This is a genomic window from Parabacteroides faecis, from assembly GCF_014647375.1.
GTDB lineage: Bacteria > Bacteroidota > Bacteroidia > Bacteroidales > Tannerellaceae > Parabacteroides > Parabacteroides faecis.
Genome location: NZ_BMPB01000006.1, coordinates 381,115 through 405,635 on the forward strand (window position 1 = coordinate 381,115; position 24,521 = coordinate 405,635).

Genomic DNA, 24,521 nt, shown 5'->3' on the forward strand with positions numbered 1-24,521 from the left:
CTGTAACTCTATAAAATATGCAGATACCTACGTTTCGATACCTGTTTTTAGCTGTATTTGGCTTGCTTACTTCTTTAAGTATGCAGGCACAGTTTCTTGATTACGGTTCTGATCCGGCACGCTTCAAATGGAACATCGTTAAATTGCCTCATTATAATCTGGTCTATCCGCAGGGAAACGATTCGATGGCTTATAAATATGCACTCTATCTGGAGAATGCTTATCCGCATTTGCAGAAAACGATAGGTATCGGCATGCAGAAAAAGTTTCCGGTGATCCTTCATCCGGCTAATATGTCGTCCAACGGCTTGGTATCGTGGGCACCGCGCCGTATGGAGCTGATTACAACACCTTCCTCTAAACTCGACGGGGTAAGCTGGGATAAACACCTCGTGCTGCATGAGTCACGCCATGTCCTTCAGACCAGCAAGGTTATGCGGGGCTGGTTTAAACCGTTATATTATGTGATAGGCGAACAGGCTGCCGGTGTGGCTGCTTTTTTCATGCCGAGCTGGTTTCTGGAGGGCGACGCTGTCGGAACGGAGACTTCCATGTCGAACGGCGGGAGAGGGCGGTTGCCGGAATTCAGTATGCCTTACCGTGCCCAAATGCTGGGAGAAGGTAAGAATTATTCGTTCGATAAATGGTACTTGGGTTCTTATAAGGATTATACCGGCGATTATTATGCGTTGGGGTATAATCTGACTTCTTTTGCCCGTCACCGTTTCGGATCGGATATCTGGGATAAGACTACCACCCGTTATGTGAACCGTTTCTTTGCGATCCCGATGTTCAGCAACGCTTTCAAACATAATGCAGGAATCAGTATCGACGGACTGTATAATGAAACATTCGACTTTTTGCGTAAAGAGTGGGAAAAGATGGATACGGCGGCTGTTACGCCTGCTTTCCTTTCTCCGGCATCCGGGATGTACACCTCTTACCGTTATCCGCAGGCCGTGAACGATTCGACGGTCATTGCCGTTAAATCGGGAATACAGGATATCAATTCGCTGGTATCGGTAACGAACGGGAAAGAGAAGCGGCTATGTTATCTCGGTACGATCAATAGCCGTCTGAACCTGGCGGGCAATCGGTTATACTGGACGGAGGTCGTTCCCGGACTCCGCTGGACACATGAAAACTATTCCGTTATCAAACAGTATGACCTGGAGACCGGGCGGCTGACGACACTCACTCCCCGCCAACGTTATCTGGCTCCGGCTATCGATAAGGATAATCGTACAGCGGCTGTTTCCCGTTTTACGGTAAGCGGTGAAAACCAGTTGGTGCTGGTCGATCTGGCAACAGGGAAGGAACAACGTTATTTTACAGTGCCTGATAATGCCTTTTTGAAAGAACTGACTTTTGGTGATGATGGAAAGATAACCGCTGTGGCAGTTACCGATACCGGGATAAGCTTGTTACAACTGGATACGCAAACCGGTGCATGGAGCGAGTTGCTGGCAACTACCTCTGTGAATATCACAGCTCCGTTCTGGAGTGACGGTAAGCTGTATTTTGAATCGGGGGCAAACGGAACCAATAATATCTATTCCCTGAACTTGCCGGATACAACCGTCTACCGGTTGACATCTGCCCGCTTTGGGGCGTTCGATCCTGCTTTTTTCCCCGGCAAAGACAAACTTCTCTATTCGGATTATCAGGCAGAGGGATACCGTATCGGTTCGTTGCCGGTCGATAGCCTGAAAGCTGAAAAGGCTGATCTGGGAGAGCCTTTTCATTCCCCGCTGGTCGCTTCGTTGGCGCAGCAGGAACAGTTCAATCTCGATTCTGCAGAACTGACCCCCATCGAATTTGCTCCCCGCCCTTACCGGAAGGGATTACATACGTTCAAACTTCACAGCTGGGCTCCTTTCTATTATGATGTGGCAGAGGCTATGAATACAGGTGCCGACGATTTGAGTACGATCGTGAAACCCGGTGTTATGGTCTTGTCACAAAATACGTTGAATACAGCCATTATGCAGGCGGGATGGTATTATCGAAAAGGCGAACATCACGGTAAGTTGTCATTTACTTACAAAGGCTGGTTCCCGGTTATCGATATAGCCGCCGACTATGGCGGAAAGGCATTCGATGTAACCTGGATGACCAACGACAAAGGAAAAGAGGTTGCGCAGGCCAAAACAGTGAAGCGGACGTTGCTGGAAGCCGAAGCACGTGTCTATCTTCCTTTCAATTTGACCCGCAACCATTATATACGTGGAATACAACCGGCTGTTGCATACTATTTTACAAACGACAAGTACCAGCAATACGAAAGCCGTACATATAGCAATTTCCAATATATCCTGCCGGAAGTGTTGTTTTACAGTTACCGCAAGAAAGCATTGCGTGATATTCTTCCCCGGTGGGGATATCAGTTGCGTCTGCAATACCTGCAATCTCCTTTTAACAAAGAGAATTACGGAAGCCTGTATGCAGGGCGCCTTACTACTTACTGGCCCGGTATCCTGCGTAACCACGGGTTGATGCTACGGGTAGGATATCAATATCAGAGTGTGGACAATAAAACGTTGTATTTGCCGAAGCACCTGATCGAAAAGCCTCGTGGATATGATTTTATGTATCAGACCCGGCAGCAGATTGCCTTTAAAGCGGATTATGCTTTTTCTATCTTTTCTCCGGACCTTAGTCTGGGACAACTGGCTTATATCCGGCGTTTGCGTGCCAATCTGTTTTACGACCTCAACCGTAACCAGGCAGCGAAAGGGCGTGACTGGACGACACAGAGTTCTTTCGGTACTGACCTGATATTCGACTGGAATGTTTTTCGGATGAGCTTCCCGTTAACTACCGGTGTACGCTTGATACAACCGATCGATTACGGTAAATTCCAGGCCGAGGCGTTGTTCTCCATTACATTTTAGGAAAGAATCGTTCACTCTTCACCTTTATGTATATAAGTTGTTGCTTATTAGTTGTTTATCTTGTGGTAAATCGAGTGAATGGTTTGACTAAAAGGTGAATGGTTTATCCGAACCCTTCACCCAGCCTCCTGCCGAGGCTTTATAGAGTGAAATTGTTTACACCAGAAGAAGAAGGATACTTTGTTAATCGGTTTCGCGGTCATACATAGAAAATATTTGAGCCAATGTGGCAATATGCCCATGTGCCAATTTAGAAAGATTTGAACTATTCAGCTATAAACCATCAGTCATCAATAGGGCTGGTATAGTTACAGGTCCATTTGCCGTCGGTTTTAACCGACGGATAAGTAAATACTCTATCTTTTTGGACTTTAGTCCCATTTAAAGAGTCTCTCTATGTAAAGAGAAATGTGGCTGAAGCCAATAAAGAGAAGCAACTTGTAAACCGTCAGTTAAAACTGACGGCAAATAAACCTGTAATGGCTAAGTCACTTTGATAAAGGGATAGCTCATTATTGATAAATTCCGAACCTTTCCCTTAATCCTACTATCATTCATATAATTGGGAACTAATCGGAAAGTAATATATAGCTAATGGTAAACATGCTATCAGGTCGTTTTTTGACCGCCATCGTTAAGCTTGTCGACGTGGGTGGTTAAGCTTAATGACGGTGGTCGAAAAGCTTGCCGGGCATGGTCGTTAAGCTATTGGGTTATCATTTTTGTGTTAATATACTATTGTCGGCGGGTTAATGGGTTATATGATAATGGATAGTAGTTCAGGGTGAAGGGTTTGTAGTAACCATTCATCCTTTTGCTTAACCGTTCACCTGAGTGTCGTATTGTAATTGTCATTATATTAGTTATATACGATAGAATGGTGAACGGTGAATGCTTTTATGTCTGAATTGCATAGATATGCTTGTCTGTTTTCCGGATTTATTCTGTTTTAATTGCTTTCGCAGGGTTTGTCCGTGCTGCTTTTCGTATCTGCCAGATCAGGGTGATCAGCGATATGCTTGCGGTCAGCAGGAAAGCAACAGCAAAAATCCACCAGGATAACGGTGCTTTATTGGCAAAGTTCTCCATATATTTCGTGATAGCCAGCCAGGAAAGAGGCGTAGCGATGATGAAAGATAATCCCAGCAGCCTGTAATATTTTCGCAACAGCAAATTGGTGATGACTCCCACTGTCGCTCCGTTTACTTTACGGATTGCTATTTCCTTGTAGCGCTGCTGAATATCGAAAAGCGAAAGGCTGAATAAGCCCATAGAAGATATCAGGATGGAAATTAAGGTGAAAACAGTATAAATCCGGGCTACCAACCGGTCTTTTTCGTACATGGCACTGATCTCATCTTCGACGAAGGTATATTCAAATTCACCCCCGATGGTCTTATCATGCAATCCTTTCAGAAGTTGTATCGCTTCCTGGCGGCGTCCGGGTACAATGGAAGCCATTAGTTTCCCCGGCCAGAACAATTCGTCCTGTACGTCTTTGAGGGTGATGACAATCGGTTGGTTGCGCTGGGAGAGGTGTACTACCTGAAATTCGGGAGTAAAACCTTTTACCAGAAACGACTCGGTACCATTATACGAATCTCTCTCCAGTTCCGTAGGGGCTTGCCCATTCTGACTGAATAACTTTCTGGCGGTTTCATTCATCAGTACTTCTTTTTCACTTTGGGGAAACTTATCTGCTGAAACCGGTATTTCATATACATCAAAGAAACTTTTGTATAGCTTCACTTGAAGGACTTCCTGCCATTCTCCTCCCGGAATACGCATATTTATCCTGTTAAACTGATCGTCCGGCAATTCATACGGGCTTTCTCCGTAAGAGAATGTCTGGAATAGGGGAGATACTTTGAGTGCTTCCTGCACAGTAAAAGAAATATCATCAGATCGTTTCTGGTCTTCTTCTCCATAGGTCATTTTGGAAGAAGGACGTATGAACCAGGCTTTTATGATGTCCTGCGTCCGATATCCCAGGTCTGCATTCAGCATAAAATGTAATTGCTTCATAAAGAACAGGGAAGAAATGATCAGGCAACAGGTAATCACATACTGAACGACAAGAAAAAGAGAACGGGTACCCATTTTGTTTTTTCCGGGAGTAATTCCCTGAAGCGAACGGATCGTTTGCCGGTAGCTGTAATTGAAAAACGGGTACAGCGTGATGATCAACGGCAATCCGAGCAAGAGGATAAGGGTTAGGACTGTGTTGAAGGATGAACCGACAGTAGCGATGATGCCCAGTTGATTGATTTGTATCGGTTGGGTGATCTCGATGATCATCCAACTAAGAAAAAGAGCGATAGCTGTCAGTACCAGATTCTCTGCATATAGCTGGATAAACAGTTGTACAGGTCTTGCCCCGAATACTTTTTTCATTCCCAGTTCACGGCCTCGTTTAATGATAACGACCGAGCTGATATGAATAAAGTTGAACAAGCCGATAAATAATAACAGTATGGCGACAAACGACAGTATTTTCAGGCTGTCGGCATTTCCTTGCCGGAAAGTGTCCTGTCCTTTGTCAATGGCTTTATCCATATACAGTTTGTCGAGCGGTATGACCTGGAAAAAGAAACTTTTACTACCCGCCTTATGAAAGTCCGTTTTGAGTTTCTCGTTGATCTGTCTGGCATCGACACCGGGAAAAGCCAGGGCGACACTGAAATAATTAACCGGCGGCCAACGCCATTGTAGTTCTTTGGATATCAGCAGGTCGAAAGCTAGCGAACTTTGTGTATGTGGCTCTCCGATAATACCTTTGATAGTCAGAATATTTCCGTTATAGTCAAAGTTCTTGCCGATCGGACTTTCTTCACCGAATAATTTCTGTGCGAACCGTTTTGTGATGACGGCTTCTTTAGGGTCAGTCAATAGCCGGGAACGGCTTCCTTCTATGACCGGGAAGTCGAGTATCTGAAGGAAGAAGGTATCTGTTGCCAGGACATGTGCTTTGAATCTTTTTTCATCGACTTTGATCTCTGCATTACCGAGGGAGACAAAGGAGGTCCTTTGCTCTATTTCCGGAATGTCCAGCGGATTGACGTAGTCTCTTTTCATGAGTACGTTGTCTGTTGTGCATAAGAGTGTTTTTTGTTCTCCCTCCCCCCAGTGGCGTACACTCAGATACATCCGTTCATGATTTTTATTGAAATGATCGGTCGTCGCTTCGCTATATACATATCGGCTGATAATGATAACACAGGCCAGGCTCAATGCCAGACCGAGTACATTGATAACAGTGTATAAACGGAAACGCATCAGTGAGCGTATGGCTAGTAGGATGATCTTCATGAGGATGTATTATATAATTAGTTTATTCGGATTTGATAGCTTCGGCCGGATTGGTCCGTGCCGCTTTCCGTATCTGCCAGATCAGTGTTGCCAAAGATATGCCGGCTGTAATCAGTAGGGCGACGGCGAAGATCCACCAGGAGACAGATGCCTTGTGTGCGAAGTCTTCCAGATAGCGGTTGATGGCTAGCCAGGAGATTGGTGCGGCTATCAAGAAGGCGATTCCCAATAGTTTGTAATATTTCTGCAAGAGCATTCGCATGACGATGGCGGTAGTGGCCCCGTTTACTTTGCGGATGGCTATTTCGCGGAAACGTTGCTGTACGTCGAATAACGAGAGACTGAATAGACCCAGGGAAGAGATCAGGATTGCGATTACGGCAAAGATGGAATAGATCTGTGTAAGGTGAAGATCTTCCAGATATAGTTCCCTGTGCTTGTCTTCGATAAAGCTATATTCGAAATTACCGCCGATCAGTTCGTCGTGCATACTTTTCAGAAATTGTATGGCTTCCTGCCTTTTCCCGGGAGCGATCGAAGCGAGTAAAGGTTCTCCGTACCAACTGGCACTTGGGGTCAGTATGATCGGATAATTTTTATTCGACAGATGGATGGGATTGAAATCTTTGAAAACACCTAATATACGATACGGTGGGTTCTGACTCATATCTCCTCCCAAATTGTACCATAATCGCTTCTCGGGTTGTAAGACTGTGCTTTCGATATCTTTTATACCTAATAGCTTCTTACCGGATTCGCTGATATACAATTCGTATCCTCTGTTCGATGGTTCTTCGTTGCTGATTGGTTCCCCTTCTATGATTTGGAGATTGAATAGTTTCATCCAGGCGGGCGTATTACTCATCACCCAGAATTCCTCGTATTTGCCGTCGGGCAGTTTGAATTTGGTGGTATACCCTTTATTCTTTGTGTTTTTTATCGGTTGATCTCCATACGTCCAATGTTCGAATAACGGAGATGTATCCATTTTCTGTTGGACAATCTGTTTGATATCTTGTCTTCTTTTATCTTCTTTAGCCCATTCCTCCGGCGTGAGATCCTTTCCCATATAATGGAATTTCATGAATTGGGTCTCGATAATATCTTCTGTCCGTATTCCGATATCAGCATTTAGCATGAACCGTAATTGTTTGGTAAAGAACAGTGAACAGGTGACAAGGGCAAAAGTAATGATATATTGGGTTGTCAGGAATAATTTGCGTGAGACAATAGAACCTCCGGCCTGGTTGACGGAGCGAAGAGATTTGATTGGGGCTGAATAGTTGTAACGGATATAGGGAATCAATGCCGTGACACATGGAAGGATCAGCAGAATGCAACCCGAAAGGAGAAGGTCGAACTCTCGGTTGGATACCGGGGTGATATTCAATTGCGTTCGTACTAACGGGTCGGTTATCTCGACGATCATCCATCCTGCTAACAGGGCAATTCCGGTCATCAGGATATTTTCCATATATAACTGTGCATAGATCATTTTACTTCCGGCTCCGAATACTTTCTTCATGCCGAACTCTCTTCCCCTCCGTAAAATAACAACCGAGTAGATATTAATGAAATTGAAGAGTCCGATAAGCAAAATCATCAATGCAACTATCGACAGGATCCATACATGAGTAAAGTTACCGGTTCTGAAGAAGTAGTTTTCGATATTACCGTTGAAATAGACTTTTGATAGCGGGTAAAGCTGGAAGCGGAGGCTGAATCGCCATAATTCCATGTGCATGAATTTGTTGTACTGTGCATTGACCTGCTGATAATCGGTGTTCGGATGAAGCCGTACCAGATGAATGCCGATATGATCCCAGAAGGAGGATAACCGGTCGGAGACTATAATGTCAAAGTCTATACTACTGGCAGTTACCGGTTCCCCGATGATACCGACGATCGTGACAACTTTACCGCTGAAGAGTTGCAATTGTTTACCGAGTACCGGTTCTTCTGCAAATATTTTCCGGGCAAACTGCCGGGTGATAATGGCTTCATTCGGTTTTGTCAGCGTCGTTGTGCCGCTGATCAGCGGATATGTTAGTATTTTGAAGATATTACTGTCGGCTACAAGGGTTTTGCATCCGTATCCTTTGTCGTTATATAAGCAATCGGTATTGTCATATAATATCATTCGGCTTGCATATTCTACAGCGGGATGCTCCAACAAATTGATAAATGAGGCTTCGTTGTTCGGATTTCCTATATCGGAATATCTGAGGATACCCGGATTTTGATCGTCTTCATAAACCGTTACATAGATCCTGTCGAGTTCCGGAAGAAAGTGATCGGTGGATAATTCACTGTGTACATACCGGCCGATAGTAATTACACAGGCCATACTAAGGGCTAGCCCTAAAATATTTATAATGGTATAGAGCCGAAAATGACTAAGTGCTCGTATGGCAAGTAGAAGTATTTTCATGGTATCTGTTTTCTGCTTTTATTTCAGAATCAATTCTTCCGCGTCGCCAAAAGTACTATATCCGGTGACAATAACCTTGTCGCCTGCTTGTAATCCGCCGGTAATCTCATACTGCTGCGGATTCTGGCGGCCGATGCTGATGCTTACTTTACGCGCTTTTGTTCCTGCCTCGTTCAGTTTATATATCCATTGTCCGCCGGTAGTCTGGAAGAAATCTCCGCGGGGGATGACCAAGGCTTCTTCCGGTTGTCCCAGTTCGACCTGTACACGGAAGCTTTTTCCGATACGGACATTGTCGGGAGATTCTTCGGTGAAGACAAGGTCGACATCGAAGTTACGGTCTTTTACTTCCGGTACTACTTTGGTGATACGCAACGGATATTTCTTTCCCTGCCAGGTGATCGTGGCGGGGAGGCCGGTGGTGATACGGTCGATATAATATTCACTGAGTGAGGTATGTATTTTGAACTGGTCGAGTACCTTGATCTCGGCGATGGCCTCTGTACTCTGTACCTGCTGGCCCGGAGTCACTTTGACGAAACTCAGCTGTCCTGCCAACGGAGCACGGACGATCAGGTTCTCCATACGTTCCTGAGCGCGGTCGAATTTCTTTCGTTCCCGTTCCAGGTCGTTCTTCATCAGTTCGCGGCGGAGGATGGTTGCTGCACTGTCGTGGCGCAAACCTTCCAGTTGCAGAGCCGTACTTTGTGTTTTATATTCGAATTCATCCCGCTGTACTTCCAACTGTGCTTTGCTTTTTACACCCATACGGAACTCCTCTTCATCGAGGGCGAAACTCTTTTTCAGTCGGTTGAGTTCGTAGGTCGTTTGTAGCGTCTGCTTCTGCAGGTCCAGGCTTTTCTGTTCCATTTCGATCTCTTTTTCCTGGTAGGAGATCAGCTGCTTTTCCCATTCGTCCCGCTGGTCGTCGATAGTACGTACCAGGTCCGGATTATTCAGGGTCAGGATGGTGTCTCCTTTTTCCATCATAGTCCCTTCTTCTGCCACGATCCGTTCGACGCTTCCGGCTTCCCGGGCATTTATCTTAATGGTCAGGATCGGTTGAACGACGCCCTCCACATCTACGTATTCGAGGAATTTATCCGCTTGTGCTTCACCGATAATAAGGTTGTCGGCCTCTGTACGTAGTTTTCGTCCTCCGGATGCAACGATGGAAACATACACTAGGAGGATTATAAAAGCTACACCTCCGGCAATATGCCAGCGGTAACGGTAATATACGGGTTTCTTTTCAATAGGTCTGTCCATTATTTTATTTCATTAATTGTTCGTAATCGAATGTCAGTTCACGGCTTTTCTCGAAGTCGTAGCCGGTCATGCTGCGCAGGCCGTAATACAAGCTCCAGTAATTATATAAAGCCGTGATATATTCTCTTCGTGCCCGATCTTTTTCGCTGATGGAAGCGTTGAGATCGAGGATAGTGGATTTGCCCAGGAGGTAAAGTTTCTGTGCCACATCGTTCCTGCGTTGGGCGGTCAGGTCGGTCTTTTGGGCGATCGTCACTTTATCTGCCTGCAGGTTGAACTGTTTGACCATTTTGATGACGTTCAGTTCGAAATCATTGCGCGATTGTTCTACTTCGGTATATACTTTGTCGCGATTGCTGAGGGCCACTTTAACCTTTCCTTTGCCTACGCCCCAGTCCAGGATCGGGATTCGTATACCCAAACTGACCAGCTGCTGGTCCAAAGGATTCCGGTAAGCCTCTTTCAGTTTCTCATTCGTCTGTGTCAGTCCGAATTGCATGTACAGGTCGGCTTTGAAGCCGCGCGAAGCTTTTGCCTGTGCAACGGCACTTTCACTTTCAAGCCGACGGCGCTGCAGATATTCCGGCTCCGGATTGTTTTCATAAGCCAGTTCCAGAGCTTGTTTTACATCCACATTGAAATGCGGTATTTCTTCATTTACATCGGCAACCAGTTCGGAGGCATTATTGATCCCCAGGTAACTGCGTAGAGACTGGATACAGTCGTCCACTTCGATACGGGCGTTCATCATATTTGTTTGCTCGGTCAGCAGGTTAAGCTCCAGTTGCAGCATCTCGTTTTCTGTGATCGTCCCGATATTATACCGTCCTTTAGCATATTGGAACAGTGTATCGGCATTTGCGTAATTATATTGTGCTATTTCCCAGTTCGTCTGTGCAGTCGCCAGTTGGAAAAACTGTTGGGTAGCCTGTGCGGCTACCAGTTCCAGTGTTTCTACCAAATTCTTTTGTGATTCGACATAGCGGATAGGTTCGATTTTTCTATCCCATTTGAACTGGTTGTATCCGAACAGGTTTTGCTCATATCCGACAACTACCGGTGTACTGTTATACGAGCTGGTCTTTTCCGAAAACAGATCCAGTCTTTGTAAGGCCGTTTTTACAAAGAGGCTACCTCCTGTGAACGGTATATTCTGATTGATCGTTAAACCGGCATCTATCATCAATTGGTTACGATGAACGAAACTCTCTCCTCCGTCGGGTAATGTAACCGAACTGATCGACCGGTTCAGCGAAGGATTGGAGGTGAAAGTAAGACTCGGCAGCATGTTTGCCCGGAAAGAACGCCAGTTCCAGTAAGATGCCCGGAAAGAATGACGAGCGGCAATAGCCTGGGGCGATTGCTCCTGTGCGATGCGTACAGTCTCTGACAAAGTCAGATGTAACGTGTCCTGCGAGTAGGCCGGAAATAGGACCGTCGTGGCAAGGATTATGGATAATATGTAACTTTTTATCTGTTTCATATTCTATAAGAAACAAATAGTATGCCATATTTGTAACCTGTTGATTGATAGTTCTAAAAGAAACGATGCGATTGCTTTTGTAGTGCGTGTACGCACGAAAAACGTTCGTATTCGCACGCACATACAATAGCTTTTATACTTATCTTTACAACCAAATCAGAAACAGGAATGAAACAAGGGAAAATATTAATCATCGATGACAATGAAGATGTGCTTTTTGCATTGAATCTGCTGTTGGAGCCTTATGTCGAACAGATCCGTGTCACTACGCAACCGGAACGGATCGAGCATTTTATGGAAAGCTATGTGCCCGATGTGATTTTACTGGATATGAATTTCCGGCGGGATGCCATCAGCGGGCAGGAAGGTTTCTTCTGGCTTGAAAAGATAAAGAAGACAGACCCGGATGCTGTCGTTCTTTTTATTACGGCTTATGCCGATACGGAAAAAGCCGTACGTGCCATTAAAGCCGGGGCGACGGATTTTATACCTAAACCCTGGGAGAAAGAGAAGTTGCTGGCTACCTTGTCTGCCGCTCTGAAACTTCGGGAAAGCCGTACCGAGGTTCGGTCGCTGAAACGTCAGGTAGCAGCTCTTGAGAGTTCGGAGGATGACGGGTTTGAGATTATCGGTGAAAGTAATGCCATGCAGGAGATCTTTACGACGATCGAGAAGTTGCGTGATACGGATGCAAATATCCTGATTCTGGGTGAAAACGGTACGGGTAAGGATCTTGTGGCACGTGCCTTATATCATCATTCGCCACGTAACGGACAGGTTTTCGTAGGGATCGATCTGGGGAGTATCCCTGAACAACTTTTCGAGAGTGAACTGTTCGGATATGAGAAAGGAGCTTTTACCGATGCCCGTCGTGATAAACCGGGACGTATGGAGGTGGCTACCGGCGGTACACTTTTCCTGGATGAGATCGGTAACCTGAGTCTGCCTATGCAAGCTAAATTGCTGACAGCGATAGAGAAACAACAAATCACCCGTTTAGGAGCGACACGTCCGATAACCATTGATGTCCGCCTGATCTCGGCTACCAATATAAATATTCATGAGATGGTGGGAAAGGGTACTTTCCGTCAGGATTTACTCTATCGTATCAATACGATAGAACTACATATTCCTCCTTTACGGGAACGCGGTAATGACATTCAGTTGCTGGCAGATTATTTTCTTGCCCGTTATGCCCGTAAATACAAGAAAGATATCAAAGGTCTCTCACGTGATGCACGGAGTAAGCTGCAGAATTACAACTGGCCGGGGAACGTCCGCGAATTACAACATGCGATTGAACGGGCAGTGATCCTATCTGATGGCATGATGCTGAAACCGGAGAATTTCATGCTTCAGCCTACTGCATCGAATAAGATTGCAGAGCTGGAAGAGCTCAACCTGAGCATTCTGGAGAAGGAAGCGATCGAACGTGCTTTGCGGCGTGCCGAAGGGAATGTGACCCGTGCTGCCGAACTATTGGGAATTACCCGTTTTGCCCTTTACCGGAAACTGGATAAGCTGGGCCTATGAAACGGTATATTATCCTGATAAAGATCGTTTTGATTGTATTGCTCTCGCTGGCTATTGCATTCCTCATATTGAAAAGCCTTTATTTTACATCTGTTATGATGGGGGCCATCCTGGTCGTACTGGCTTTCTCTTTGTATCTGGACCAGCGGAAGACGATCCGCCGGATGGAGCATCTGATTGCGAATATCCATTACGGGGATCTGAACCTCTCTTTTCCGGTACCTTCTTCCGGAGGTGCTGAAGCCCAGTTGACCCGTTCGATGAATGAGGCCTTGAATGCATTCCGTTCCCGGCTTTATAACTCAGTAGTGGCGGAAGCTGAGACGGATGCCTGGCAGAAATTGATCCGTGTCCTTACGCACGAGATCATGAATTCGATCGCCCCGATTATCTCCCTGTCGGAAACGGTTACGGAACGTGCTGCTTCGAATGGGATGAATGAACGTGATTATGCCGTGATGCTGCAGGCGATACAGACCATTCATCGTCGTAGCAAAGGGTTGCTCGACTTTGTGGAAAATTACCGTAAGCTGACGCGTATTCCGACTCCGACCATGCAGATATTTCCGGTATCGACTTTGTTCAGTGATTTACAAAAACTGGTCCCGGCAGCGGGTATACATGTCGTTTACTCCATTCATCCGGCAGAACTGAGACTGTATGCCGACCGGAGCATGATCGAACAAGTCCTTATCAACCTGCTGAAAAATGCTATAGAAGCCTGTTGTGACAGTGAGTTCCCTGAAATTCATATAGATGCTTTCAGACGGGACGGGATGCCGGTCGTAACTGTATCTGATAACGGCAGCGGTATCGTGCCTGAAGCATTGGATAAAGTGTTTGTCCCTTTCTTTACAACCAAACAGAGAGGATCGGGGATTGGATTGAGCGTCTGCCGGCAAATTCTGAACCGGCATGGCGGTAATATAACCGTTGCATCGGAAATAGAAAAAGGAACCACATTTACCATGCAATTCCCCGGTACACGTGTAATTTAGTTGTTATAAGAGTTCTGTTATTTTCTTTTTCAGGTCGTTGGGCTTGATCGGTTTGGCAACGTAATCGTTAAATCCGCTCTGTTTGACGCGTTGTTCATCTTCGGCAAAAGCAAAGGCTGTTACGGCAATAATGGGTATGACCGTATTGTCTTTACGTATTTCTTTTGTTGCCTGGTAACCATCCATAAGCGGCATTTTGAGGTCCATCAGGATCATATCCGGATGGTATTTCTTATAGAGGTCTACTGCTTCCTGACCGTTCCAGGCATGTACCAGATTATATTCTTTGAGTATTGCTTTTATATATGTATAGTTGCTTTCATTATCTTCCGCTATCAGTAAAGTGGATTTTTTACTGTCATTACCCGTAGAGGTACTGCTTTGTATTTCTATTTTTATCGGCTCGATAGGAGCAATATGTGATTCTTCGATCACGGTGTCAGGCAGGGTGAACCAGAAAGTCGATCCTTGCCCCAGTTCCGATTCTACGCCGATCTCTCCCCCCAACTTCTGTATGATCATCTGGCAGATGGATAACCCGAGTCCGGTTCCCTGTGCGAAATTATCTAACTTGACAAAACGTTGGAAGACGCTGTCTTTGACGGTCTTGTCGATGCCACAGCCTGTATCGGAAACAAAAAATACTAATTGACTTCCTTTGTGTTTGTATCCGAAACGTATGCCCCCTTCTTTAGTAAATTTGATCGCATTGTTGATAAAGTTGGTTATTACCTGCGACAGACGGTTTTTATCCGTCCTGATAATACAATGGGACATTTTCTCTACGAACGAAACCTGAACACCCTCTGCTGCTTTGAGGCGTGATGTTTGTTCTATATCACATAACAGTTGGTTGATATCGACATCCGAGTAAACAAATTCGAGCGTATTGGCCTCTATCTTTGCCAGGTCGAGAATATCGTTTATCAATTGTAGCAGGAGTTCGTTGTTGTTGTTGATGATATTGATGTATTCTTCCCGTTCTTCCAACTCATCAGTCATGGCCAGCAGTCCGGAGAAGCCGACGATAGCATTAAGCGGCGTACGTATTTCATGGCTCATATTCGCAAGGAATGCCGATTTCAGGTGATCGGATTCTTCCGCTTTCTCTTTTGCCAGTCTTAACTCGTTTTCTGCCAGTTTCTGTTTGGTGACATTCTCTTTTTTGAATACGACACCCAGTAAATTATCCTTTGCATCCAGTATCGGGTTAGCAAATACGTGTGTATATTCGCCCGGAGCACATTGTTTGACTAACTCGAAAGGTTTCCGGCTTTCCATAGCGGAGATCAGAGCGCATTCGTCACAATACGGCTTTTGTCCGTTCTTGACCAGGCAACAGTTTTTAGGACCGTATTGAGGTCTGCACGGCATTTTGATCTGGTTCTCCCATTTGACCGAGTAATCCGGTTTTATGAAACGGATAGAAGATTGTATGTTATTCATGATGATAACATTATCCTTCTGTATATCCAGCAACTCGTCTTTCAACCGGTTGGTCCTGAACAGGAAAAACAGGATCATGACCAGGAAAAGCAGTAATACGCATGCTACAATCAACAAAAGTTCGAATCTGTATTTTACGAACAGGTTTCCGTCTATATTAATCAGTATGGAGTCGGCAGGCAACTTGCTTCTTTCGATGTTGAATTCTTTTAGTTTTTTGGCATCGAAGGTGTAGGTGTTAGGTATATTTACCGTCTTCATATCCTTTAGCTGTACTTTTTTAGTCTGGATATCAATAACCTGCTTGGCAAGATCTTTTCCGACAGGGCGGTATTTGGGGATATATCCTCCTATGGCCCAGTGGCTAAGTCCGATCGAAGTCAAAGTAAAAGCCGGAATCCCGGGGTTGCCTGACATCATGGTGTAGGTGGCATTCCCTACATAGTAACCGTCGTTTACGTCTACGCGCCACGTCCCTAATAAAATGACAGTCTCTTTAGGTAGCTTTTTTATTTGTTCGACAATCGTATAAATATTGTTCTTTCGTCCGTCCAGCAGGATCAGGTTTTGGTCAGGAAACTCTTTCAGCTCTTTTTTTACCAGAGCCTGCAAGGCGATGCCGCCGTAGCTGTTGTCTGTTATCAATGCAAAATGTTTTGTTGCAGGATAAAGATCGAGAGCGAGTTCAATGTTCTTTTTTATATCATAATTATAGGTAAATCCCGATAAATGGTATCCGTTGTTTGTGTAACTCTGAATATCGATGCTTTCCGGATCCCATTCGGTCAGTCTGGTACTTGAGTCCGGTAGGATAACAGCATTGCTGCTGACCATTCCACATACAATAGGAACCTCCTTCAAAATAGGTTCATCCTGCGACAGATAAGAGGACCATCCTTCCTGACCTAAAATAATAATAACCTGAGGTGTGCTTTCGTTACTGTATTTTTTCAGCAAAGTTTCCATTTTTCCTTTCCATAAAGGAGCTTCCGGTAAACTCTTACAGTTCATGTTCTCGATAATGACCGGTGCTGTACCGCCCAGATGCTTGTATTCCTCCATGAATTCGGAAATGTTCTGCGTTGTATTACGGGTATCCGGATTATAAGAACTGATAATGAGGATTGGATGAGTGTCATCTTCGGCATAGCCTGGAACAGTCAATAATAAACATACAAGTATGAATAGTATTCGTATGTGGTATGTAATATTTATATTTTTCAGAATCGTTTTAAACATTGATACCTTTTCTGTTACAGTCTGTATTCCCGGCTACAAAAATAAGCATTATTTGTAATCTATGCAGAACTATGGCAAATAAAAACGCAAGAAAATCAAGGGTATTATATTTCTATCATAATGCCGATGCTGGGCAATAAGGTTCCTGTCATACGTTCTACCGGTTTCAGTTCATATCGTTGTTCTTCTTTAGGTGCTTCGGGGTTCACGATCTTTCCGGTTTTTATGTAGACATCCTGTTCTTTATATTTCGAATTAAGCACATTCTGCAGGTCTATATAAAGTCCGAGCATGACTTTCTTAAGGTAAAACGTTTTGTCCACGCGCAGATCCAGCTGGGTGAAAGGTTTCAGGCGTTCGCTGTTGAAGCGGCTGTAGTCGTAATAGAGGCTGCCGCTGGCATCCCAGGCTTCCACATAACTACTCTTTTCCACATCATAAGGTGTGTAAGGGGCACCGCCGACTACCCGGAACTTGGCACCTATATCCCAATTCCGGGGGAGTGAGTAGGTTCCGCTGAAAGTGAAAAGATGTTTGTTATCCCAGGCAGAAGGCAGGTATTTGCCTGTCTTTCTGCCATCTTTGAACTCACTTCTTACGTATGTGTAGGAAGCTATAAAAGTAAGTCCTTTATAATTATACCAGCGTCCCATCAGCTCCATGCCATACGCATGTCCGGTGGCGGTGGAAGTAACGGCTTCATTTCCCAGTACACCATAGTCTGTTCCTTTGGATGCCAACGGAATACTGTCGATGGCTGACATCGGATAATGGTTATACTGTTTGTAAAATCCTTCTGCCGTGAATTTCAGATAAGAAGCAGGACGGTATTCCAATCCTAAGCCAGCCTGATCGCTGCGGATATATTGCAGGTCGTTGGATTTGTTGATGTAATTACCGTTGTTATCCTTGAATCCCATAACGGTATAAGGAGGTAGTTCATAGTAGCGTCCGGCATTCGCATTCAGATATATGTCTCCGGCAATCCGGTAAGACAATGAGAGGCGTGGAGATAGCTGGTCTAGCATATTATTCATTTTGGATGAATAATTATTGGCATCCGTACGAAGTCCGAGGGAGGTAGTAAAGCGTTCATTGTCGCTCTCATAGATCGCTGTGGCATATAATCCCCATTTCCATACACCCAGATCGGTCTGATAGGTTATTTCTTTGGGTACCGTGGTAAATTGTTTTTGAAAAGTATGGTTGGTATATTCCGAATAATCGATATTTCCACCTACTTGTAGCTGTATATAGGGAAGACGGAAAATATTTTCGCTGCGAAATTTATTCTCAATCTCGTCCGAGCGATAATTCAATGTAAGGTTATCCGGTGTACTTTCATCGTTGTCACGGTATTTGATGTTCTTGTTATTCATCTGGCTACGGCTTACGATCAGCGAATAAATATTTTTTCCTGTATAATGTTTGTAGACGGCTCCCAGCGTGTATGTTTTTTGTTTGACAACGGGCAGATAGGCGAGGATATATTGGTTTTTCTCACTCATATCTTCCATGCCGGTGTTCAGTTTCATATCGTCGATGGCACCTAACCCAAGAAATGTCAGTTCGTTTTTCTTGTTGAAAGAATGTTTGATCTTGAACTGTGCATCCGTGAAGGTCGGCAGAAAAGGAAGTCCGATCATATCGAACAGGAATTGCAGATAGGAACGTCTGACGGATACCTGGTAGGTCGTTTTATCTCCTATAGGACCATTGACCGACAGGCCGACATCGGAGGCTCCGAGCACACCACGCAGGGAAAACTTTTCTTTATTACCGTCCTGTAGTTTGAAGTCCAGTACCGAACTCAGTGCATTTCCTCTGGCTGCCGGGAAAGCTGCTGAATAGAAATTGACTTCACGTATGAAATCGGGATTGATAATTCCGACCGGTCCTCCCGAAGCACCTTGTGTAGAGAAATGGTTAATATTGGGAATTTCTACTCCATCCAGGAAAAAACGGTTTTCGGACGGTCCGCCGCCTCTTACCATCAGGTCGTTCCTGAATGCGGCTGTGGAAGCTACGCCGGGAAAAGATTGTACGACACGTGAGATGTCCCGGTTCCCGCCCGCGCTCTTTTCAATCTCTTTAAATCCGATGACACGCAGACCGAGCGGACTTTCAGCCGTTTTACGAAAAGGGGAGGCAACGACACTGACTTCCTGCAAATTTTCACTGGCAGGATCCAGTTCGATGGGGAAAAAGATATCTTTATTGGCAACACGGAATTCTGCTGTTACCGCAGGTTTGTATCCGAGAAACGAAGCCTGCAGGCGATAGCTGCCGGGGGCGACTCCCGTTATTTCAAAATTACCGATAGAGTCGGTAGCCGTTCCCTGTGTCGTATTCCATATAATAACGGTTGCATAGGGGATGGGTTCCCCGCTTGCCGCTTCTTTTACCATTCCCTTGATGGAATAAGTCTTCTGTGCCTGTGCTATCTGAGTACAGGTAAGGAATAGAAAAAAGACAACAAGCTTCTTTATCATCTTTGTTTTTATTTTAGGTCCACAAAGATAAATAAAATGACGTGATAAACTGAGGTAATCTTTGTAAACTCAGCTTTACAGGTCTTTTTTCATTATCAACCGATTCTCTTCTTTCAGACGCAGATATGAAACTTCATTCATGATGCTTCGGATTAGAAAAATACCCAGTCCGCCGATTCCCCGCTCTTCTATGGGCAGTTTGATATCCGTATCGGGTACCTGAGTCGGGTCGAACGATTGTCCTCTATCTGTTAGCAAAAAGATCAATTGCTGAGGACTGACCGTTACTTTCAGTAGTATTTCATGATGTTCGCCTTCGGGATAGGCATACATGATGACATTTACTACTGCCTCTTCCAATGCCAGGTTGATATTCATGATCGTTTCAGAAGATAAATTGAGGTCATTACCTAACTCTTCTATAAATTCCTGTATCCGGGAAATTTCTTCCAGATCGTTAACTATTCTGATTTCTCTACTGCTTGTCATAATCAATTCCTTTCCTGTTTTTGATTGTTCGGTTCATAATGTATTACCAGTATTGTCAGGTCGTCGCTTTGTTCCGCCAGTTGTACGTGGTGGGCAACTGAACAGATAACGGAGCTCACAATGGCATGTATATCCTGTTGGGAATTGGCAGATAATGTTTTTATCATATTAGCTTCTCCGTACAATTCCTTTTTGGCATTTTCTGCCTCTGTTATTCCGTCTGTGTAAAAGAATATTTTAGTACCTTTTTCAAGATAAAAGATCTCGTTTGTATATTCATGGTCAATCATGATACCGACAATCAGATGTGTCCGGGCTTCTATTAACGAAACCTTTCCCTCTGGGGAAACTTGTACAGGTAAGGTATGTCCCGCGTTACATATCTTTAACTCTCCGCTATGAAGGTCCAGGACGCCGACAATGAGCGTAATGAACATATTGGTTTCGTTATTTTCTGAAATAGCGTTATTCATACCCGATACGATTGTTGCCGGTGAGTCTGTATGGCGTGAAAACGAGCGGAACATACTGCGCGCAATAGCCATAAATAAGGAGGCGGGAACTCCTTTTCCCGATACATCGCCTATGATAAAATAAAGCTTGTCGTTCTCGATGAAATAGTCATACAGGTCACCTCCGACTTCCCGGGCCGGCTGGAGTATCGCGTATAAGTCTACATCCTGGCGGCTGGGGAAAGGCGGGAATGTTTTAGGGATCATTCCCATCTGGATTTCCCGGGCTATGGACAGTTCGCTTTCAATACGTTCTTTTGTCGCCGTAGTTTCATGGAGTTTTATCACATAATCGAATAGCGATTGTTGCATATAAGCAAGTGAATCGTGTAACATTTTTATTTCGTCATATGATTTAACCTCTGGCAGTTTCACATTGAAACGGCCGGTGGCTATAACTCTTGCCGATTCGGAAAAGGCTGCGAGCGGTTTTACGAGCCGGCGGATAATGATATGAATGACGAAGAACAGAACAAGCATTCCGGTCAGTAAGCCGAATAGTATCTGCCCGGAGATGGTATCCAGGTCTTTTAAAATTATACTGGGTGGACAGACATTGGCTACTGACCATCCTATGTGAGGTATGGATGAATAGAAAATATAAGCGGGATTACCATTCAGTTTAATTTGCGCTGTATGGGTCTGTCCGGCCAACATTTCTTGTCCGACATTTTCCAAGCCCGTATTATTCGAGGTAAACGCATCGGTCAGGATCGTTTCATTCATTATTTTCTCATGGTCAGGATAAGTCAGATAACTGCCGTTGCGGCTGATCAGGAATGTGAAACTGGATGAATACGGTTTCAACTGATCTATCATGGTCGTGAACCGGGATAATGATATGTTAGCTGTAAAGATAGCATACACTTTTCCTTCCTTGTCTAATAAAGGGAGCGAATAGGTACTCATTATAAAGTTGCCGCCTCCCTGGTCATAATAAGGCTCGCTCCAGTAATCCTGCTTTAGCAACTTAGGGATCAGGTACCAATCCATACAAGGATAATCATAACTTTGACTGCCCAGTAGCGAATATTCCGTTTTTTTGTTTATAACCGACACGTAGGGCATGAAATATTTCCCTTTTGTTTTGTAATAGTAGGGTTCGAATGCGATGCCACTACTTTCTATGAGGTCGTTATTCTCTGCTACGGCGGCTATGATGCGGTATAATGAGTCCGGATCGTTCAGGCTTTCTTCTATCGTCCAGACTGATTGATACATCGTTGTTTCTACGGTCTGTAACAGATTATTGATCTCGATAGCCGTATTGTATAATTGCCCATGCGTAGATTTGATCGCATAATCGGTGACCTTCTCACGACTGTATGAATAGAACAGCACTATGATGACGGCAAATACTACCAGTGCGAATGAGAGTACATAGACACTCATGCGGGTGGCAAAAGACTTGAATTGAAATATTTGTCTAAAGGGGTGCATGGTAGATTATTTTACGAAATCTGTATAAAGTATCTTTTTCTTTTCCTGTTCATCCAGCAGGATATCTGTTGCCTTTTTAAAGCCTTCCGGGCTTAGGCGGAAGGTCCGTTTGTCGGTACTTTTATTTGTTTGCAAACGGAGTACTTCTTCCAGCATTTTTCGTTGATGATAACGGTTGGTCCCGATATTGTTCTCGCGAATGATCTGCATCAGTATATCGAGTGTTTCTTCTTTGTGCTCGTTGGCCCATTGCCATCCGCGGATGCTGGCACGTACCAGTTTTCGGATCATTTCGGGGTGGGATTCATAAAAAGGTTGAGTAACATAAAGTCCGTCTTCGGGTAAATCATATCCGAAGTCAGTAAAATGTAACGAATAGAAAGAATCTGTTTTCAATCCGCATTCGAAAAGTTGAATATATTCATTGTAACTTCCTACAAGACAAATATCCACAGCTCCGGTCAGGAAAAGGTTAACACCTCCGTTGAAGCGTATCCATTTTCCGTCGAGTTCATAATGGGCGGCAAAGCGATCCAGCAGGTCTTGACTTAAGTGGTTCCAGACAGCTATTTCCTGATGGCGTAACGAGCTTATATCTTTCAGAGGATGTCGGCTTACCAGTATCAGGCTGTTTTCTTGTGAGGTTTGCATGATATTGACGAGGGGAGCACCGGCTGCCCTTGCGGTTAAAGCGAACGACAGGTTCATGACGGCCGCCTGTGATTTTCCACTTTGCAGGACTGAAAAAGAACTTTCTGAAAGGGCTGTATGTACAATACGGATATCAATACCTTCTTCTTTGTAAAACCCCATTTTATCGGCGACATAGTAGCCGGCGAACTGGGCCTGCGCTGTCCACTTGGGAGTGATGGTGATAGTTTGCCCTGATAGTGTACCATATGCGGAGATCAGGATAAGCAGAATACAATATATATGTCGTTTTCGTTTCATAGCAGAAGTACTAACGAATGTTGAACAAAGATGAGCAACCGGTCATGTCGAATATTTTGCGTATTTCGGGTTGCATATTTTTCATGATCAGTTGTCCGTGCTGACTACTTACCTTTTTTTGCATCAGAATAAAGCAACGCAATCCGGAACTGCTTATGTATGTAAGATCTTCACAATTGAGGATGATTTCGATCGCGCAGTTTTCCAGTAAAGGTTGAAGGGCGAATTCAAATTTACGGGCGTTAACCGTATCCAGGCGTCCTTCTATGGTGATAATAGCTCCCCCGGCTACGCGGCAGATGTTAGTGTTGAAAGAACCTTCTTCTTCCAGACCAATCTCTACCCTTTTGGTCAACATTAGAAAACTTTGTGAACCATTCGAATGAAAAGCTACTTCATCCATTGTCTTGAATATAAGGAAAAATTCCTGTCCCCCGGTTATGAGAGTTTCCAATGATGATTTATCTGTGTCGATAAAAGGAACGGTTGGATCGGAATTTAATCCGTTATGAGTGATCATGCAAGTGATATCTCCGTTGACGTGGCTTAATTTTAGTTTGATATCACTTTTCTCTTTACTCGGATATGCGTGGTGGATAATGTTACTGATAGCCTCTTCAATAGCGAGACAGACACGCCTTGTCATATTGGAAGATATGCAAAGGCTTACCCCCGCAGATTCTATAAATCGTGTGACATTGATTATTTCAGATAAGTCGTTTGCGATGATAATTTCTCTTTCCATTTTCCTATTTATAAAATTCAGGACTGAATATTTTTACTGCGGCAAATGTATGGGATTGTTTCAGAAGTTTCGGTGAATCAAGGGGTTTGAGTTTTGACAGATTGTATATATCTTTTAGTGAATCATATATTTGGGATGAAATCTGTGAGAATAGAACCTTTTTGCAGGTATAATTTTTGTTTGTCTTCGGGTATTCTGTAAATGTAGTCTCATGGCGCAAACGATATTTTTATATCTTTGTATGTTTGTAAAAATACAGACAGGTCAGAAAATATATGAAAAGAGAATTGCAGGAGACGGCAGATGGAAGTCATACATTGTTCATCCCGGAGATGGATGAACATTATCATTCGGTAAATGGAGCGGTGCAGGAATCACGTCACGTTTTTATTGAAGCCGGATTACATCGTCAGGAAAAAAAGGATATTACTGTTTTTGAAGTCGGCTTTGGTACGGGATTGAATGCTTATCTGACTCTGCTGGATGCAGAAAATGAGGACCGTTCCGTTGATTACTTTTCTGTGGAACTTTATCCGCTTGATCCCGCTTTGGTCCGGGCATTGAATTACGGAGATATGATCTGTCCGGAAAAGAAAATGTTGTTTACTGCATTACATTCTGCAGCCTGGAATGAACCGGTAAAAATAACCGATCATTTTACTTTACATAAGATACAGGGAGATAATAACAGTTGTACACTGCCCGAAGATATGGATCTTATCTATTTCGATGCCTTTGCTCCGGACAAACAACCGGAGATGTGGAGTCAGGAGATATTCGATAGATTATATGCACATACGTCGGAAGGAGGGATTCTTACTACCTATTGTGCCAAAGGAGTAGTCCGCCGTATGATGCAGAAGGCCGGGTATTCCGTTGAAAGAATACCCGGCCCCCCGGGAAAACGCGAAATGCTCCGCGCTATAAAATAAATTATAAAAGTGCGTCGACCTTAGCAACAAATGCCGGTTTCTGTGCAGCACCTACCTGTTTGTCAACTAACTTTCCGTCTTTAAAGAAAAGTACGGTAGGAATATTGCGAATACCGAACTGGGCAACAACATCGTTATTGTTGTCTACATCCATTTTTCCTATGGTAACGCGACCTTCATATTCGGTTGCCAATTCATCGATGATCGGGCTTACCATGCGGCAAGGACCACACCATTCTGCCCAAAAGTCAAGGACCATAGGCTTACCTGAGTTTACCAACTCTTCAAAATTTGCATCTGTAACTTCTAGTGCCATAATTATATATCTAATTTAAATTGTTCCCTTTTGCGGTGCCAA

Annotated in this window: 15 protein-coding genes; 4 read left to right on the top strand and 11 right to left on the bottom strand. The window is 44.3% G+C overall.

The window, feature by feature from the left end; genetic code table 11:
* Positions 1-17 precede the first annotated feature (17 nt).
* Complete coding sequence (locus IEY67_RS10590) at positions 18-2,894, top strand: TolB family protein (RefSeq protein WP_221267753.1); 2,877 nt, start codon at positions 18-20, stop codon at positions 2,892-2,894.
* Between the two features lie 939 nt (positions 2,895-3,833).
* On the opposite strand, the gene IEY67_RS10595 is transcribed toward IEY67_RS10590, so the two are convergent.
* From IEY67_RS10595 to IEY67_RS10610, 4 genes are read right to left on the bottom strand one after another with little or no spacing between them, the layout of a single operon-like run.
* A complete protein-coding gene (locus tag IEY67_RS10595) occupies positions 3,834-6,203 on the bottom strand; it encodes an ABC transporter permease (RefSeq protein WP_221267754.1) in 2,370 nt (789 codons plus the stop codon).
* Between the two features lie 22 nt (positions 6,204-6,225).
* Positions 6,226-8,634 carry an ABC transporter permease gene (locus IEY67_RS10600; RefSeq protein WP_183668481.1) on the bottom strand — a complete coding sequence of 803 codons (2,409 nt, stop codon included), beginning with the start codon at positions 8,632-8,634 and terminating at the stop codon, positions 6,226-6,228.
* Between the two features lie 18 nt (positions 8,635-8,652).
* The gene (locus tag IEY67_RS10605) at positions 8,653-9,903 is read right to left on the bottom strand and encodes an efflux RND transporter periplasmic adaptor subunit (protein WP_122355452.1); all 1,251 of its coding nucleotides are present in this window, start codon (positions 9,901-9,903) and stop codon (positions 8,653-8,655) included.
* 4 nt (positions 9,904-9,907) lie between these two features.
* Positions 9,908-11,386 (bottom strand): TolC family protein, encoded by a 1,479-nt coding sequence (locus IEY67_RS10610; protein ID WP_183668483.1) that lies wholly within the window; start codon positions 11,384-11,386, stop codon positions 9,908-9,910.
* A 168-nt stretch (positions 11,387-11,554) separates the two neighbouring features.
* Here IEY67_RS10610 and IEY67_RS10615 point away from each other — a divergent pair, with 168 nt between their 5' ends.
* Both IEY67_RS10615 and IEY67_RS10620 read left to right on the top strand, forming a co-directional pair.
* Positions 11,555-12,919 (top strand): sigma-54-dependent transcriptional regulator, encoded by a 1,365-nt coding sequence (locus IEY67_RS10615; RefSeq protein WP_122355548.1) that lies wholly within the window; start codon positions 11,555-11,557, stop codon positions 12,917-12,919.
* Positions 12,916-13,917 (top strand): sensor histidine kinase, encoded by a 1,002-nt coding sequence (locus tag IEY67_RS10620; RefSeq protein ID WP_183668485.1) that lies wholly within the window; start codon positions 12,916-12,918, stop codon positions 13,915-13,917. Before IEY67_RS10615 ends, IEY67_RS10620 begins: the two co-directional genes overlap by 4 nt.
* A gap of 3 nt (positions 13,918-13,920) precedes the next feature.
* On the opposite strand, the gene IEY67_RS10625 is transcribed toward IEY67_RS10620, so the two are convergent.
* From IEY67_RS10625 to IEY67_RS10650, 6 genes are all read right to left on the bottom strand, one after another.
* A complete protein-coding gene (locus IEY67_RS10625; protein WP_183668487.1) occupies positions 13,921-16,602 on the bottom strand; it encodes a response regulator in 2,682 nt (893 codons plus the stop codon).
* A gap of 104 nt (positions 16,603-16,706) precedes the next feature.
* Entirely contained in the window at positions 16,707-19,094 is a 2,388-nt protein-coding gene (locus IEY67_RS10630; protein ID WP_183668489.1) for a TonB-dependent receptor, read from the bottom strand.
* Positions 19,095-19,169: 75 nt separating this feature from the next.
* The gene (locus tag IEY67_RS10635) at positions 19,170-19,583 is read right to left on the bottom strand and encodes an ATP-binding protein (RefSeq protein WP_122355442.1); all 414 of its coding nucleotides are present in this window, start codon (positions 19,581-19,583) and stop codon (positions 19,170-19,172) included.
* A gap of 2 nt (positions 19,584-19,585) precedes the next feature.
* On the bottom strand, positions 19,586-21,535 hold the full coding sequence (locus IEY67_RS10640; protein ID WP_122355440.1) for a SpoIIE family protein phosphatase: 1,950 nt from the start codon (positions 21,533-21,535) through the stop codon (positions 19,586-19,588).
* Positions 21,536-21,541: 6 nt separating this feature from the next.
* Complete coding sequence (locus IEY67_RS10645) at positions 21,542-22,486, bottom strand: ABC transporter substrate-binding protein (protein ID WP_122373720.1); 945 nt, start codon at positions 22,484-22,486, stop codon at positions 21,542-21,544.
* Between the two features lie 10 nt (positions 22,487-22,496).
* Positions 22,497-23,231: an anti-sigma factor antagonist gene (locus IEY67_RS10650; RefSeq protein ID WP_183668491.1), complete on the bottom strand. Its 735-nt coding sequence runs from the start codon at positions 23,229-23,231 to the stop codon at positions 22,497-22,499.
* A gap of 275 nt (positions 23,232-23,506) precedes the next feature.
* On the opposite strand from IEY67_RS10650, the gene mnmC2 reads away from it, so the two are divergent.
* A complete protein-coding gene (mnmC2, locus tag IEY67_RS10655; protein ID WP_122373718.1) occupies positions 23,507-24,163 on the top strand; it encodes a tRNA (5-methylaminomethyl-2-thiouridine)(34)-methyltransferase MnmC2 in 657 nt (218 codons plus the stop codon).
* A gap of 1 nt (position 24,164) precedes the next feature.
* Here mnmC2 and trxA read toward each other — a convergent pair whose 3' ends face one another.
* Positions 24,165-24,479, bottom strand: a complete 315-nt coding sequence (trxA, locus tag IEY67_RS10660) for a thioredoxin (RefSeq protein WP_122355432.1) — start codon at positions 24,477-24,479, stop codon at positions 24,165-24,167.
* Positions 24,480-24,521 lie beyond the last annotated feature (42 nt).

Excerpts from the sequence above, each read along its gene's own strand:
- IEY67_RS10590 (WP_221267753.1), top strand. The coding sequence starts at position 18 with ATGCAGATACCTACGTTTCGATACCTGTTTTTAGCTGTATTTGGCTTG.
- IEY67_RS10595 (WP_221267754.1), bottom strand. The coding sequence starts at position 6,203 with ATGAAGATCATCCTACTAGCCATACGCTCACTGATGCGTTTCCGTTTA.
- IEY67_RS10600 (WP_183668481.1), bottom strand. The coding sequence starts at position 8,634 with ATGAAAATACTTCTACTTGCCATACGAGCACTTAGTCATTTTCGGCTC.
- IEY67_RS10605 (WP_122355452.1), bottom strand. The coding sequence starts at position 9,903 with ATGGACAGACCTATTGAAAAGAAACCCGTATATTACCGTTACCGCTGG.
- IEY67_RS10610 (WP_183668483.1), bottom strand. The coding sequence starts at position 11,386 with ATGAAACAGATAAAAAGTTACATATTATCCATAATCCTTGCCACGACG.
- IEY67_RS10615 (WP_122355548.1), top strand. The coding sequence starts at position 11,555 with ATGAAACAAGGGAAAATATTAATCATCGATGACAATGAAGATGTGCTT.
- IEY67_RS10620 (WP_183668485.1), top strand. The coding sequence starts at position 12,916 with ATGAAACGGTATATTATCCTGATAAAGATCGTTTTGATTGTATTGCTC.
- IEY67_RS10625 (WP_183668487.1), bottom strand. The coding sequence starts at position 16,602 with ATGTTTAAAACGATTCTGAAAAATATAAATATTACATACCACATACGA.
- IEY67_RS10630 (WP_183668489.1), bottom strand. The coding sequence starts at position 19,094 with ATGATAAAGAAGCTTGTTGTCTTTTTTCTATTCCTTACCTGTACTCAG.
- IEY67_RS10635 (WP_122355442.1), bottom strand. The coding sequence starts at position 19,583 with ATGACAAGCAGTAGAGAAATCAGAATAGTTAACGATCTGGAAGAAATT.
- IEY67_RS10640 (WP_122355440.1), bottom strand. The coding sequence starts at position 21,535 with ATGCACCCCTTTAGACAAATATTTCAATTCAAGTCTTTTGCCACCCGC.
- IEY67_RS10645 (WP_122373720.1), bottom strand. The coding sequence starts at position 22,486 with ATGAAACGAAAACGACATATATATTGTATTCTGCTTATCCTGATCTCC.
- IEY67_RS10650 (WP_183668491.1), bottom strand. The coding sequence starts at position 23,231 with ATGGAAAGAGAAATTATCATCGCAAACGACTTATCTGAAATAATCAAT.
- mnmC2 (WP_122373718.1), top strand. The coding sequence starts at position 23,507 with ATGAAAAGAGAATTGCAGGAGACGGCAGATGGAAGTCATACATTGTTC.
- trxA (WP_122355432.1), bottom strand. The coding sequence starts at position 24,479 with ATGGCACTAGAAGTTACAGATGCAAATTTTGAAGAGTTGGTAAACTCA.